Source organism: Brevundimonas sp. UBA7506, assembly GCF_002479495.1.
Lineage (GTDB): Bacteria > Pseudomonadota > Alphaproteobacteria > Caulobacterales > Caulobacteraceae > Brevundimonas.
Genome location: NZ_DLNQ01000008.1, coordinates 1 through 14,112, shown reverse-complemented (window position 1 = coordinate 14,112; position 14,112 = coordinate 1). Strand labels below are relative to the sequence as shown.

Sequence of the window (14,112 nt, the reverse complement as noted above, 5' to 3'; positions counted from 1 at the left end):
TTCCTCCCAGTTTCTTGTTTTAGAAGCCGTATTTGGCGAACAGGATCAGACGGGTCATGTCGCCGTCCAGTCCCGACTCCAGCTTGCGGTCAGCGAACATCAGTTCGGCCCCGACATCAAACGCCGTGACCGGCGACCAGATCAGGTTGGCGTGGATGCTCTGGGCCGAGCGGTTGGCGCCGGTCCCGGTCAGCAGGACGTCGTTGTCCACCTTCTGCGCCGACCAGATCAGGCTGGAGCGCCAGCCCGGCGACCAGACGTGGCGATAGGCGGCGAAGCCGGCGACCACGCCGATGGCGTCCAACTGGCCCGAGGCGTCCAGCACGGCGTCGTTGGAGAAGTTGAGCCCCAGATAGCGGCCCACGCCCTCGCCGCCCGACAGCATGAAGCGCAGGTCGTCCTGGGCGCCGACCTTGACCTTGGCCGAGGCCGACAGACCCCAGCCGGTGGCCGTGTCGTCGACGGCGCTGGCCGGGTTCTCATACTTCAGCTGACGCAGCAGGCCCGCGAACTGCAGGTCGCCCCAGGGGCGGCTGATGGCGTAGCGCGCCGTCAGGTCGGGCAGGCTGTTGTCGTCGGCGATGATCCGCGCGCCGCCGCCGAAGGGGGTGACGGTGGTTTCGGGGTTCTCGACCGCGATCGAGAAGGGACCGCGCGTGTAACGGACCTGGACCTGGCGGGCGAAGACCGAGCCCTCGGCGGCGCCGACGAAGTCGGCCGATTCCGGCAGGACGGCGGTGTTCTGGAAGTTGGTCCACTCCTGACCGATCAGCCAGTTGTCGATGGTGACGAAGGCGCGGCGCAGGGCGGGGGTCGAGGCGCTGGTGATGCGTTGGTCGCCGGTTCCGGGCAGGCTCTGGAAGTCCATCTCAAGCCGGGTGCCGACCTTGTGGCCGCCGACCAGACCGTCGGTGGTCAGCCAGAAGCGGGTCTGGCGGGCGTTGAAGTCCATCGCCGTATCTTCGTCGGCGCCGCCGACCGGGATGGAGCCGGGCAGGTGGTAGTCGCGCAGCAGGTCGCCGTTGGCCGGATCGCCGCCGGAATAGCGGGACGCCATGGCGTCGACCTTGACGAAGCCGCCGAACTTCACGGTGTGGTCGCCGATGCGGAAGCCTTCTTCGCGCTGAGCAGGGGTCGAGGCCGGGGTGGCGGCGGGGCGGGCCTCCAGACGGATGATGTCCTGCGCCATCGCCTGCGACTGGGTCGTCTGCTGCGCGCGCGCGGCGGCGACCTCGGATTTCAGACTGTTCAGCTCGGCTTCGAGCTGGGCGATGCGCGCCTCGAGGGCCGCATTGGCGTCCTGGGCCCAGACGGCGCCGGGCGCGAACAGGAGCGCAGCCGCAGCCGCGCCGCCGAGCAGACGGAATCTTCCCATGTCATGTCCTCCCGGGTTCATCTGATGCGAACCTCGAGACGGCAGCATTCCGCGCGAGGGCGGTTTGCGGCCATTAGCCATTGGTCTAGTTTCGACCAAAGTCGAGGCGCGGCATGGTGTCGTCACAGCGCGGCCTCGACCCGAAAAAGAACCGCGCGCGGGAAGGATTTTCATGGATCGCATCGTCGTCGCCGACGACCACCCTCTGTTTCGGGCGGCGTTGAGATCGGCCGTTGAAAAGGCCGCGCCCGGCGCCGTGATTGCGGAATGCGCCAGTCTGGCCGAGGTTCAGGCGACGCTGGCCGAAGCCGCGACCGACCTGCTGCTGCTGGACCTGAAACTGTCGGACAGCGAGGGCATGGCGGGCCTGACCCGCATCCGCGCCGACCACCCCGCCGTGCCGGTGGCCGTGGTCTCGGCCAGCGAGGAGCCGCCGACCGTGCGCCGCGCCCTGACGTTGGGCGCCGCCGGCTTCATCCCGAAATCCGCCGCCCTGCCGGTCATGGTCGAGGCCATCGCCGCCATCCTTTCGGGCGACAGCTGGGCCCCTGACGTCGGCGAGCCCGGGGCCGGGGAGGGCGATCTGGAAGCCCGCATCGCCAGCCTGACGCCGTCGCAACTGCGCATTCTCGAGGGGCTGCGAGCCGGGCGCCTGAACAAGCAGATCGCCTTCGACCTCGGCGTCACCGAGGCCACCATCAAGGCCCACCTGACCAGCGTCTTCCGCAAGCTGGGCGTCCACAACCGCACCCAGGCGGTGATCCTGGCCCAGTCGATCGATCTGTAATTCCCTTCTCCCCTTGAGGGAGAAGGTGGCAGGCGAAGCCTGACGGATGAGGGGTGTGAGCGCCTCATCTGAAGGTTGTCGTCGCGGGTCCGTCAGACATTCGAAATGTCGCGCCGACACCCCTCATCCGAGCGCCTCCGGCGCCCACCTTCTCCCACAAAGGGGAGAAGGAAGATCAGCGCGACAGAAACGCCTTCAGCGCCGCCGGCTTGACCGGCTTGGGCAGCAGGGTCGCGCCGGCCGCAGTCGCGGTCTCCTTCAGGCCCTCGCGGGTGTCGGCGGTGACCAGGCCGATGCGGCGCAGGCCCCGCGCCCGCAGGGCGTCCACCACCGTCAGCCCGTCCGCCCCGTCGCCCAGATGCAGATCCACCAGGGCCGCGTCGAACGGCCCTGCCGCTGCGATGCCGTCGGCCACGGTGCGCGCCGTCGTCGTCTGGGCGCCCCAGCGGCTCAGCAGGGCGGTCAGGGCGTCGAGGATGGCCGGCTCGTTGTCCACGCACAGCACCCGCAGCCCCGCCAGCGGCAGGCGCGCGTCGCCCTCGGCGAGGGGAGCGATCTCGACCTGGGCGGCGGCGCGCGGAGCGCTGACGCGGAAGGTGGTGCCGCGCCCGACGCGGGACGCCATCGACAGCGGATGGCGCAGCAGGTCCGACAGCTTCTGCACGATGGCCAAACCGAGACCCGCGCCCGGCTCGTCCACCGGGGCGCCGGGCAGACGCACGAACTCGCCGAAGACGTTTTCACGGTCGGCGTCGGGAATGCCGCGCCCGGTGTCGCAGACCAGCATCTGCACCGTGTCGCCGTCGCGCCGGGCGCCGACCAGAACCCGGCCCCGGTCGGTGTAGCGGATGGCGTTGGCGGTCAGGTTCTGCAGCATGGAGCGCAGCAGATCGTGGTCCGAGGCGACCCACAGGCCGGACGGCATGACCGCCAGCCGCAGGCCCTTGGCGCGGGCCATGGGGGCGAACTCGCGGCGCAACTCGGCGAACAGGGCGTCCAGCGAGAGGGGAGCCACGGCGGGCTGGACCCCGCCCGCCTCCAGCTTGGACAGGTTCAGCAAGGCGGTCAGCAGGCGGTGGGCGCTGTCGATGGACCGGTCGGCGTTGGTCGCCAACCCACGCCCGGCGGACCCGGCGGCCAGCGCCGGTTCCTCCTTCAGGGCGGCGATGAACAGGCGCGCGGCGTGCAGGGGCTGCAGCAGGTCGTGACTGGCGGCGGCGAGGAAGCGGGTCTTGGAGGCGGTGGCGTCCTCGGCCAGACGGCGGGCTTCTTCGAGCCGTTCGGTGCGGTCGGCGACGCGGGCCTCTAGCCGCTCGTTGGCCTCCTCCAGATCGCGGGCGGCGCGGCGCAGGGCGGTGATGTCGGTGTAGCTCGTGGCGTAGCCCCCGCCGGGGATGGGGGCGCCGGAGGAACGCAGGATGCGGCCGTCCGGCTGCTCGCGCTCATGATCGTGGGGAATGCGACGCGACAGGGCCTCCAGCCGCCGTTCGATCCGGGTCTCGATGTCGCCGGGGTCGGTCTCGCCCCGCTCGGCGTTGAGGCGATAGACGGCGGCGATGGGCAGGCCGACGTGGACGAAGCCGGCGGGCAGGTCGAACATCTCGACATAGCGCCGGTTCCAGGCAGTCAGGCGCAGGTCCTCGTCCACCACGCTGACGCCCTGATCGATGTTGTCCAGCGTGGTCTGCAGCAGGTCGCGGTTGAACTGGACCGCCTGCGAGGCCTCGTCCAGCATCCGCACCACGTCCTCGGGGGCGCGGCCCCCGGCGGCCAGGGCGGCGGCGATGACGCGCCGGGCCGAGGCGGCGCCGACGGCCCCCGCCAGCATTCGCTCGGCGGCGCGGGCCAGACCGGCCTCGGCCGGGTCGGCGTCGCGCAGCTTCTGGTCGGTCTCTCGCGACCAGGCGGCGAAGGCGCGCTCGGCCCGTTCGTCGCCGATGAAGCGGGCGACCAGGGCCTTGAGGTCGCCGACCGAGGCCCCGGCGGAGGCGCCGCGCCCCTCCATCCAGTCCGGCCCCAGCCGGTCGACGAAGGCGCGGGCCTGAACCCGGTCGATCAGGCGCGGCGTCCCCAGCCTGGAGACGGCGACGAAGACCCCGAGGTTCAGCGCCAGACTGAGGAAGACGCCCGCCGCGAACGGGTCGGCCAGCCCCAGCATGGCCGGAACGTTCAGGCCGAATCCGGGCGCCAGCTGCGGCGCCGCCAGCATGATCAGCCAGACGGTCATCCCGACCGCCAGTCCCGCCAGCGCCCCGCGCGAACGCCCGCCGCGCCACAGCACGGCGCCGAACAGGGCCGGGGCCAGTTGGGCCAGGGCGGCGAAGGAGACCAGCCCCATGGCCGCCAGGCCGCTGGACTGGTCCATGGCCTGATAATAGACCCAGGCCATCAGCAGCAGGGCCACGATGGCCACGCGGCGGATGTTCAGGATGGCGCGCGCCATGTCGCCGGCGCGCTCGCCCCGGCGCCGCCGCTCGGCGGCCAATAGCGGCAGGACCAGATTGTTGGACACCATGGCCGACAGGGCCACGGCCTCGACGATGACCATGGCGGTCGCCGCCGAGAAGCCGCCGACGAAGACGATGGCCGTCAGGGCCGACTGGCCGGAGTTCAGTGGCAGGGCCAGCACCAGCAGGTCGGGATTGACCTCGGGCGCGAACAGGCCGCCCGCCGCCACCAGGGGCAGGACCGCCAGACTGGTCAGCAGCAGATAGACGGGAAAGATCCAGCGCGCGCGCCGCATCTGGGCCGGATCGCCGCCCTCGACAAAGGCGACGTGGAACTGTCGCGGCAGGCAGAAGATGGCGAGCGTCGCCACCAGGGTGATGGCCCAGAAGCGCCCGTCCAGATCGGGCCAGCGCGCCAGATCGCCGAGGCTGGCGGTCACGTCCGCAGAGGCTGGGGCGCGCGCCAGCAGCATCAGGGCGAAGAAGGCCACGGCCAGCAGGGCCGTCAGCTTGACGATGGACTCGATGCCGATGGCCTGGATCAGGCCGCGGTTATGCTCGGTCAGGTCAGGCCGGCGCGCGCCGAACAGGATGGCGAACCCGGCCAGCACCCCGGCCATGACCAGCACCGTCAGGCTCTCGGAGCCGGCGACCGGCGTCCCCTCGGTCAGCATCTCGCCCGCCATGGACAGGGATTTCAGCTGCAGGGCGATGTAGGGCAGGGACCCCAGGATGGCGACAGCGGCGACCGCCGCGCCGAGCGCCGGGCTCTTTCCGTAGCGCGAGGAGATGAAGTCGGCCATCGAGCCGACGTTCTCGCGCCGGGCCGCCGCCGCGATCCGCTTCCACAGCGGAAACAGGACCGTCACCCCCAGCGCCGGGCCGATATAGATGGGCAGGTATTCCCAGGCCGACCGCGCCGCCGTCCCCACCGCCCCGTAATAGGTCCACGACGTGCAGTAGATGGCCAGCGACAGGGCGTAGAGCGACGGCCCCAGCGCCCCGCCGCGCGTCTTGATCGACGGCCGCTCGTACCACCAGGCGACCGCGAAAAGGGTCGCCATGTAGGCGGCCACGAGGGCCAGGGTCGCGAGGCTGAACATGACCGGCATCTGGGACGGAGCGGGGCTGGGGGACAAGAACAAAAAGAGGGGCGGCCGGGAAACCGGACCGCCCCTGCAGGTTGGCGAAGCTTATCGACCTCAGTCGTGGATGTTCACGTCCTTGCCTTCCTTCACGAAGAGGACGCCGATGATCAGGGTCAGCACCGCGATCGCGATGGGGTACCAGAGGCCGTAGTAGATGTTGCCCGTGGCCGCGACCATGGCGAAGGCCGTGGTCGGCAGGAAGCCGCCGAACCAGCCGTTGCCGATGTGATAGGGCAGGGACATGGAGGTGTAGCGCACCTTGGTCGGGAACATCTCGACCAGGGCGGCGGCGATCGGGCCGTAGACCATGGTCACATAGAGGACCAGCAGGAAGAGGATGCCGATCACCATGGGCTTGTTGACCAGGGCGCTGTCGGCCTTGGCCGGATAGCCGGCCTCGGTCAGGGCGGCGGTCAGGCCGGTGTCCCACGCCTTCTTCTGGGCGTCGAAGTCGGCCTTGGCCAGGACCTTGCCGTTGAAGCTCTCGACCACGCGTTCACCGATGCGGACCTGGGTCACGGTTCCGGCGGGGGCGGCCTCGTTGACATAGGTGACGCCGGCCTTGGCCAGGTGGGTCTTGGCGATGTCGCACGAACTGTTGAAGACGGTCTTGCCCACCGGGTCGAACTGGAAGTGGCAGTCGGCCGGGTCGGCGTAGACGGTGACCGGCGCCGAGGCGGCGGCGGCGGCCAGGCGCGGGTTGGCCGCGCCGGTCAGGGCGTTGAACAGCGGGAAGTAGGTCAGGGCGGCCAGCAGGCAGCCGACCAGGATGATGGGCTTGCGGCCGATCTTGTCCGACAGCCAGCCGAAGAAGACGAAGAAGGGCGTCGCCAGGGCCAGGGCGGCGGCGATCAGGATGTTCGACAGGGCCGGATCGACCTTCAGCGTCTTCTCGAGGAAGAAGAGAGCGTAGAACTGACCCGTGTACCAGACCACGGCCTGACCGGCGGCGAGACCGAACAGGGCGATCAGCACCAGCTTCAGGTTCGGCCACTTCATGAAGCTGTCCTTCAGCGGCGTGGTCGAGCCCTTGCCCTCGGCCTTCATGCGCTGGAAGGCCGGGCTTTCCGACAGCTTCAGGCGGATCCACAGGCTCACGCCCAGCAGCAGGATCGAGACGATGAAGGGGATGCGCCAGCCCCAGCTGACGAAGGCTTCCTCGCCGATGACGAAGCGGACGCCCAGAATGACCATCAGGCTGAGCAGCAGGCCCACGGTGGCGGTGATCTGGATGAAGGAGGTGTAGAAGCCGCGCTTGCCGTGCGGAGCGTGCTCGGCGACGTAGGTGGCGGCTCCGCCGTACTCGCCGCCCAGGGCCAGACCCTGGATCAGGCGCATGAGCACCAGGATGATCGGCGCGGCGATGCCGATGGCGGCATAGGGCGGCAGCAGGCCGACCACGAAGGTCGACAGGCCCATCAGCAGCATGGTCACCAGGAAGGTGTTCTTGCGCCCCCACAGGTCGCCCATGCGTCCAAAGACGATGGCCCCGAAGGGTCGCACCGCGAAACCGGCGGCGAAGGCCATCAGGGCGAAGATGAAGCCTGTGGTCTCGTTCACGCCCGAGAAGAACTGGGCGGAGATGATCGCGGCCAGCGAGCCGTAGAGATAGAAGTCGTACCATTCGATGACGGTGCCGACGGACGACGCAAGGATCACCAGCCGGTCGTTCTTGTCGACCGTGTGCTCCGCGCCCTCCGCCGCACTCATGGTGCGGTCGGTCATGGGCAGTCCCTTCCTTTAGAGCCGCGTGGCGCGGCCGTTTCCTCGCGATCCTGTTGCCGGATCGTCGGAAGGCAGAGTGACAGCAGGTCGCGGGCTTTGGAGAGAGCGACTTTGGTCGAACGGCGTCTATCGTCCGTGTGGGGTGCGAAATCTGGGGCGTCTGGGCGTTTCCGTGTTGTCGTGGACCGCGACAGGCATCACATGAAGACCTGACGTCGCCGTTCGGCGACCCCGGCGCGAGAGGACATCCATGGCCCGCAAGCCCAACTACAGCTTTGAACGTCAGGAGCGCGAGCGCGCCGAGGCCAAGAAGGCCGAGGCCAAGGCCGAAGCCAAGGCCGCCAAGCGCGCCGCCAAGGCCGCCGGCCGCGCGGGGGGCGAGGACGAGACCGAGCCGTCCGAGGACTGATCGGGCCTAAAGCCCCATGCAGAGGTATTTGATCTCGAGATAGTCCTCGATGCCGTGGCTGGAGCCTTCGCGGCCCAGGCCCGACTGCTTGATCCCGCCGAAGGGCGCGACCTCGGTGGAGATCAGGCCGGTGTTGATGCCGATCATGCCGGTCTCCAGCGCCTCGGCTACGCGCCAGACGCGGCTCAGGTCGCGCGCGTAGAAGTAGCCCGCCAGGCCGAAGATGGTGTCATTGGCCAGGGCGATCCCTTCCTCTTCCGTCTCGAAACGGACGACGCCGGAGACGGGACCGAAGGTCTCCTCGCGGCACATCTTCATGTCCTGGGTGACGCCCGACAGGACGGTCGGCTGGACGAAGCTCATGCCCAGGGCGTGACGCTGGCCGCCGGTCAGCAGGCTCGCGCCCTTGGCCAGGGCGTCGGCGACGTGTTCCTCGACCTTCCTGACCGCCTTCTCGTCGATCAGGGGGCCGATCTGGACGCCCTCGTCCAGGCCGTTTCCGACCTTCAGCGCCTGGGTCGCCTTCACCAGTTTCTCGACGAATTCGTCGTGGACCCCGGCCTGCACATAGAAGCGGTTGGTGCAGACGCAGGTCTGGCCCGCGTTGCGATACTTGGAGGCGACGGCCCCTGCCACCGCCGCGTCCACGTCGGCGTCGTCGAAGACCAGGAAGGGGGCGTTGCCGCCCAGCTCCAGACTCATCTTCTTGATGGTTTCGGACGACTGCTTCATCAGCAGACGGCCGATCTCGGTCGAGCCGGTGAAGCTGATCTTGCGCACCGCTTCATTGGACGTCAGCTCGCCGCCGATGACCGAGGCCGAGCCGGTGACGACGTTGAACAGGCCGGGCGGCAGGCCGGCCTCCTCGGCCAGCACCGCCAGGGCCAGGGCCGTCAGCGGCGTCTGGCTGGCGGGCTTCAGCACCACGGCGCATCCGGCCGCCAGGGCCGGGCCGACCTTGCGGGTGATCATGGCGGCGGGGAAGTTCCACGGGGTGATGGCCCCGACCACCCCGACCGGCTGGCGCAGGGTCATCAGCCGCTTGCCGGCGTCATAGGTCGGGATGACCTCGCCATAGGTGCGCTTACCCTCCTCGGCGAACCATTCGATGAAGCCGGCGGCATAGGCGATCTCGCCCTTGGCCTCGGTCAGGCTCTTGCCCTGTTCGCGGGTCAGCAGGCGGCCCAGGGCGTCCTGCTCGCTCATCATCAGATCGAACCAGCGGCGCAGGACGCGCGCCCGCTCGCCCGCCGTCTTCGCGGCCCAGGGTCTCATCGCGGCCTCGGCGGCGGCGACGGCGCGCCGGGTCTCGGCCGCGCCCATGTCGGGCACGCTGGCCAGCACCTCGCCGGTCGCCGGGTTGGTCACCTCGAAGGACGCGCCGCTGTCGGCGTCGACCCAGCGGCCGTCGATGTAGGCCTGACGGCGCAGCAGGCGGGCGGGATCGGACATGGGCGGCTCCTGACGCATGGGGGGAGCCGTCATAACGCGCCGCAAAGCCTGCGGCTGCAAGACGGCGAAACGCCTAGCCCAGCGCCAACCCCATGCGGACCAAGGCCGACAGGCTGTCGGCCTCCATCTTGGCCATGACCTTGGCGCGGAAGACCTCGACCGTGCGCGGGCTGATGTCCAGGTCCAGGGCGATGGCCTTGTTCGAATGTCCGTGGATCAGGGCGTCGAAGACCTGGCGTTCGCGCGGGGTCAGGCGGGTCAGGCGCTGCTCGGCGGCGGCACGGGTCGCCTGCTCGTGACCGACGGCGTTCAGCCGCGTCAGGCAACCGCGCACGGTCTCGATCAGGCGGCGCGGATCGAAGGGCTTTTCGATGAAGTCGACGATGCCGGCCTTCATCATCTGCACCGCCATCGGCACGTCGGCGTGGCCGGTGATGACGATGACGGGCCAGGCGGCGCCGCGCAGCTGAGTCAGGCGGCGAACGACTTCATCGCCTTCCATGTCGGGCATCCGCACGTCGGTGATGACGCAGGCGGTGGCGTCTTCAGGCAGGTTCTTGAAGAAGTCGACGCCGCTGGCGAAGCCGCGCGCCCGGATGCCTTCGCCGCGCAGCAGCATCAGCAGGGAATCGCGGACGGCGGCGTCGTCGTCGATGATGAAGACGGAGTGGAGGCTCATGCGTTCTCGACGCTCGATTCTCGGTTGAGGTTGAACGAGAAGGCCGCGCCCCCCAACGCGCTTCTCGAGACTTGCAGTCGTCCGCCGTGGCTTTCGACAATGGTGCGGGTGACGGACAGGCCCAGCCCCATGCCGCCGGTCTTGGTGGTGGTCAGCGGCTGGAAGATCCGCTCGATCTGGTCTTCGGCAATGCCGGGGCCGTTGTCCTCGACGCTGATGCGATAGTGCGTGTCCGAAGTCGGGCGACCGACGATGACCACCTCGGGCGCGGCGTGCTCGCCGACGGCCTCGACCGCATTGCGGACCAGGTTGACCATGGCCTGCTGGAACTGGATGCGCTCGGCCCGGACGCGGTCGTTCCCGGTCTCGACCTCCATGCGAATGGCGACGCCCTTGCTGGAGCCGATCATCGTCAGGATCGGGCCCAGGTCCTCGACCATGGAAGAGGCGCGCTCGCTGTCCAGGCGGCGCGCTTCCGGCGACAGGAGCTCGCGCATCCGTCGAATGATCTTGCCGGCGCGCAACAGCTGGCCCTTGGCCAGTTCGACGGTGCGCAGGGCGCTGCCGCCCAAGGCTCCAGCCTTCTCCATGTCCACCTGGCTGGCGTGCAGATAGGTGGCGGCGGCGCTGAGCGGCTGGTTCAATTCGTGGGCCAGGGTGGCGGCCATCTCGCCCAGCGAGTTCAGGCGCCAGACCTTGTTCAGCTGGGCGTGCAATTCGCGGGCCTGGGCGTCGGCCGCATGCCATCGGCTGAGATCGGTCAGGCACAGGGCCACATGAGTGTCGCCGATCGGGTCCGACGCTACGCCGAACTGAATGCTCAACGGAAAGGTCGCACCGTCGGGACGCAGGCCGGTCCAGTGGCCGTCCCTGGCTTCCAGCGCCCCGCCGGTCGCGCCGGACCCGAGGATCGCCGCGACATCGAAGCCTGACGCCAGCTCGGAGAAGGGGCGGCCGACGGCCGCGGCTTCGTTGAGGCCGAACAGGGTGGAGGCGGCGGGGCTCAGGTGGCGCACCTCGCCCTCGGCGTTCAGCGTCACCACAGGCACCGAGGCCAGGGCGGTGTTGAGCATGACGTCCTTGGCCGCAAGCTGTCGGGACAGGTCGCGGGTGCGATCCTGCATGGCGCGCATGGCCCAGCAGACTTCCGCGAGAATCCATGACACCGCCGCGAACAGCAGGGCGTTGGTCAGGGCGTCGGTCAGGCTTTCGCGCGGCACCAGGGTCAGGTTGACGGCGATGGACAGGGCGATGGCCAGGCTGGTGGCGACGCGCCGGGCCAGCATGGCGGTGATCAGGACCGCCGGCACCATGGGGAGATAGTAGAACTGTCCCAGGCCTTCGAGCAGGCTTCTGAAGCCGACCGCCCCGCCCACCGCGATGATCGCCAGCACGATCCCGCTCCAACGCCGACGCGACACGGCGCTTGCGAGAGACAGAAGGCTATCTATCGCCGATTGAATGGGATCTCTCCTCACGCTTCTGGATTGCTGAACGGTAAGCTGTGGAGGTGAAATCTACAGAATCTCGCCGAGGCGCGCCTTCTATACATAGGTCGCGCATTTCGCAAACCGGTCATTAACCATGAGCTTCTGTGCGCTTGCTTAATCCTGATAGCGTGTTGCCGAGCTGTATAGAGGCAAAAAAATGGCAATTACTGTAAATATGGTTGTCGGCCGTTAAGGATGTTCCCTTTTGTCTCGCCGGCATGGTCCAAGGCCTGGGTTCCGCAGTGCGTCAAATGGGCAAATTCTGACAGGATGCGGATTTCTACGTAGTTCCTGATTTACAAAAATCTACGGTTGTTCGGTCAGAAAAGCCTCATGATCACTGAGGTAAAAATGCTCGAACAGCGTTGCGTTAAGCGCCAGAACGGCGCCGTCATCATCCCGCTTCTCGCCGGCCTGAGCGCCGCGATGGGCGCCGGCGCCGCCCAGGCGCATTCCATTGAAGCTCCGGATTTCAGCGCCCAGGTCGGCGTCGCCAGCGAGTATGTCGGCAAGGGTCTGGGCAAGAGCGCCGGGGATCCCAGCGTCAACGGCACGGTCGAAGTCTCCTCCGGCGCCTTCTACGCCAACGTCTTCGTCTCCACCGCCAAGCTGTCGCAAGGCTCGGACGCCGAGATCGTCAGCGCCGTCGGCTGGCGCCCCGAGGCGGCCGGCTACAAGTTCGACTTCTCGGTGGTGAACCGCGACCTGCCCGGCACCCGCGCCGGCGTCGACGCCAACTACTGGGAATATCAGGCCGACGCCTCGCGCAAGATCGGCCCGGTCAGTACCCGTCTGCGCGTCAACTATACGCCCGACGGCTTCGCCGCGACCAAGGAAGCCTGGTGGATCGAGGTCCAGGGCACGGTTTCGGTCGGGCCGAAGACCAAGGCCTCGGCCGCCATCGCCGACCGCACCGCCGACGGCGGCGCCGAATACGCCGCCTGGAATGTCGGCGTGAAACACAAGTTGACCGAGAAGCTGGCGCTGGACCTGCGCTGGTACGACACCGACAGCCACGCGCTGGGCGAGAACTACGACGGACGCCTGGTGGGCGCCCTGACGTTCGCGCTCTGAGCCGATTGAACAGAAAGTTCCGGGGGGAAGACCAATGAACATGTTGAGCGACCTGAAGATCGAGCGGAAACTGATGGCGGCCTTCGCCGTCGTCATCCTGGCCATCGTCGCCATGGGCGTGACGGTGTTCGCACAGGTCAATGCGCTGGAAAAAGCGCGCATGGACCGGGTGCGGGCGTCGGCCGTGCAGCGTGAAGCCGAAACGGCCAAATTCTACCTGGCGCGCCAGGAAAGCAGCTATCGCGGCTTCCTGCTGTCGAGCGACGGCTTCTATCTGGAGCGACTGAGCGCGCACCGGGAGAACTTCAACAAGAGCCTGGACCGGATCGCCCAGCTGGATCGCTCCAGCGAGGAGGAAGTTCGCGCGGCGCGCGTCGCCGCCGACGACTGGGCCAAGAACGTCGTCGAGGCGGGCCGCGTCCTCTCCGCTGACCCGGCGACCCGGGCCCAGGCCGTGGCCATGGTCGGCCGCGAAGGCGTAGCCGACAAATACATCAGCCCGGCCGAGGACGCGCTCGAGACCCTCGTCGATGAAAAGTCGCAGCAGAGCCGCGTCTTCGGCGAGATCCAGGATTCGGTCGCCAAGTCGGTGCGAATGGTGCTGATCGGCGGGGTCGTCCTGGCCCTGATCATCGCCGCCGCCATGGCCTTCCTGCTGACCAACCTGCTGGGCAAGCCGCTGCTGTCGATGACTTCGGCCATGCGTCGTCTGGCAAGCGGGGACACCTCGATCATCGTTCCGGCCATGGGCCGCAAGGACGAAGTCGGCCAGATGGCCTCGGCCGTCACGGCCTTCAAGGACGCGGCCATCGCCAACGCCCGTCTGGAAGCCGAGGCCGTGGCCCAGCGTCAGGCCGCCGAGGACGAGCGCGCTCGCGTCGAGGCCGAGAAGGCCAAGGCGGCCGAGGAAGACCGCGTCGCCATCACGGCTCTGGCCGAGGGCCTGCAAGCCATGGCCGGCGGCGACCTGACTCACCGCATGACCGTCCAGGTCGCGCCCAAGGCTGAACAGCTGAAGACCGACTTCAACGCCGCCATTTCGCAACTGGAACAGGCCGTGGCCGTGGTGGTGACCAACGTCGCCGCCATCCGTTCGGGTTCGAGCGAGATCTCGCAGGCCTCCGACGACCTGTCGCGCCGCACCGAGCAGCAGGCGGCCTCGCTGGAGGAAACCGCCGCCGCCCTGGATCAGATCACGGCCACGGTGAACCGCACCGCGGACGGCGCCCGTCAGGCTTCGGGCGTGGTCCAGTCGGCGCGCGGCGACGCCGAGAAGAGCGGCGTCATCGTCCGCGACGCGGTCGAGGCGATGAACGCCATCGAGCAGTCCTCGGCCCAGATCGGCAACATCATCGGGGTGATCGATGAGATCGCCTTCCAGACCAACCTCCTGGCCCTGAACGCGGGCGTCGAGGCGGCCCGCGCGGGCGACGCCGGCCGCGGCTTCGCCGTGGTGGCCTCGGAAGTGCGGGCCCTGGCCCAGCGCTCGGCCGAGGCCGCGAAAGAGATCAAGACCCTGATCTCGG

10 protein-coding genes are annotated in these 14,112 nt (G+C 68.6%); 4 read left to right on the top strand and 6 right to left on the bottom strand.

Translation table 11 applies throughout. The features are described 5' to 3' along the window. Positions 1 to 19: 19 nt before the first annotated feature. Positions 20 to 1,375, bottom strand: coding sequence for a DcaP family trimeric outer membrane transporter (locus B3K53_RS07545; RefSeq protein ID WP_292083563.1), 1,356 nt, complete (start codon positions 1,373 to 1,375; stop codon positions 20 to 22). A gap of 172 nt (positions 1,376 to 1,547) precedes the next feature. Between B3K53_RS07545 and B3K53_RS07540 the strand changes: the two genes are divergently transcribed. Then, entirely contained in the window at positions 1,548 to 2,162 is a 615-nt protein-coding gene (locus tag B3K53_RS07540; RefSeq protein ID WP_292083562.1) for a response regulator transcription factor, read from the top strand. Positions 2,163 to 2,337: 175 nt separating this feature from the next. Here the strand turns inward: B3K53_RS07540 and B3K53_RS07535 are convergent, their stop codons facing one another. Together B3K53_RS07535 and B3K53_RS07530 are read right to left on the bottom strand one after the other, a co-directional pair. Then, the gene (locus tag B3K53_RS07535) at positions 2,338 to 5,712 is read right to left on the bottom strand and encodes a hybrid sensor histidine kinase/response regulator (RefSeq protein WP_292083560.1); all 3,375 of its coding nucleotides are present in this window, start codon (positions 5,710 to 5,712) and stop codon (positions 2,338 to 2,340) included. Positions 5,713 to 5,811: 99 nt separating this feature from the next. Beyond that, positions 5,812 to 7,467: an MFS transporter gene (locus B3K53_RS07530; RefSeq protein ID WP_414632905.1), complete on the bottom strand. Its 1,656-nt coding sequence runs from the start codon at positions 7,465 to 7,467 to the stop codon at positions 5,812 to 5,814. Between the two features lie 265 nt (positions 7,468 to 7,732). On the opposite strand from B3K53_RS07530, the gene B3K53_RS07525 reads away from it, so the two are divergent. After that, positions 7,733 to 7,891, top strand: a complete 159-nt coding sequence (locus B3K53_RS07525; RefSeq protein WP_292083558.1) for a hypothetical protein — start codon at positions 7,733 to 7,735, stop codon at positions 7,889 to 7,891. A 6-nt stretch (positions 7,892 to 7,897) separates the two neighbouring features. Here the strand turns inward: B3K53_RS07525 and B3K53_RS07520 are convergent, their stop codons facing one another. The 3 genes from B3K53_RS07520 to B3K53_RS07510 form a co-directional block, all read right to left on the bottom strand. After that, positions 7,898 to 9,343 (bottom strand): NAD-dependent succinate-semialdehyde dehydrogenase, encoded by a 1,446-nt coding sequence (locus tag B3K53_RS07520; RefSeq protein WP_292083556.1) that lies wholly within the window; start codon positions 9,341 to 9,343, stop codon positions 7,898 to 7,900. A gap of 73 nt (positions 9,344 to 9,416) precedes the next feature. Then, positions 9,417 to 10,022: a response regulator FixJ gene (fixJ, locus tag B3K53_RS07515; protein WP_292083554.1), complete on the bottom strand. Its 606-nt coding sequence runs from the start codon at positions 10,020 to 10,022 to the stop codon at positions 9,417 to 9,419. Next, entirely contained in the window at positions 10,019 to 11,416 is a 1,398-nt protein-coding gene (locus tag B3K53_RS07510) for a two-component system sensor histidine kinase NtrB (protein WP_292083553.1), read from the bottom strand. The genes fixJ and B3K53_RS07510 overlap by 4 nt, the downstream gene beginning before the upstream one ends. Positions 11,417 to 11,863: 447 nt before the next feature. On the opposite strand from B3K53_RS07510, the gene B3K53_RS07505 reads away from it, so the two are divergent. Together B3K53_RS07505 and B3K53_RS07500 are read left to right on the top strand one after the other, a co-directional pair. After that, entirely contained in the window at positions 11,864 to 12,586 is a 723-nt protein-coding gene (locus B3K53_RS07505) for a TorF family putative porin (RefSeq protein ID WP_292083552.1), read from the top strand. 34 nt (positions 12,587 to 12,620) lie between these two features. After that, positions 12,621 to 14,112: methyl-accepting chemotaxis protein (locus B3K53_RS07500; RefSeq protein WP_292083551.1), on the top strand; the 1,492-nt coding region annotated here is incomplete at its 3' end.

Coding starts and splice junctions, on each gene's coding strand:
- B3K53_RS07545 (WP_292083563.1), bottom strand. CDS start 1,375: ATGGGAAGATTCCGTCTGCTCGGCGGCGCGGCTGCGGCTGCGCTCCTG.
- B3K53_RS07540 (WP_292083562.1), top strand. CDS start 1,548: ATGGATCGCATCGTCGTCGCCGACGACCACCCTCTGTTTCGGGCGGCG.
- B3K53_RS07535 (WP_292083560.1), bottom strand. CDS start 5,712: ATGTTCAGCCTCGCGACCCTGGCCCTCGTGGCCGCCTACATGGCGACC.
- B3K53_RS07530 (WP_414632905.1), bottom strand. CDS start 7,467: ATGAGTGCGGCGGAGGGCGCGGAGCACACGGTCGACAAGAACGACCGG.
- B3K53_RS07525 (WP_292083558.1), top strand. CDS start 7,733: ATGGCCCGCAAGCCCAACTACAGCTTTGAACGTCAGGAGCGCGAGCGC.
- B3K53_RS07520 (WP_292083556.1), bottom strand. CDS start 9,343: ATGTCCGATCCCGCCCGCCTGCTGCGCCGTCAGGCCTACATCGACGGC.
- fixJ (WP_292083554.1), bottom strand. CDS start 10,022: ATGAGCCTCCACTCCGTCTTCATCATCGACGACGACGCCGCCGTCCGC.
- B3K53_RS07505 (WP_292083552.1), top strand. CDS start 11,864: ATGCTCGAACAGCGTTGCGTTAAGCGCCAGAACGGCGCCGTCATCATC.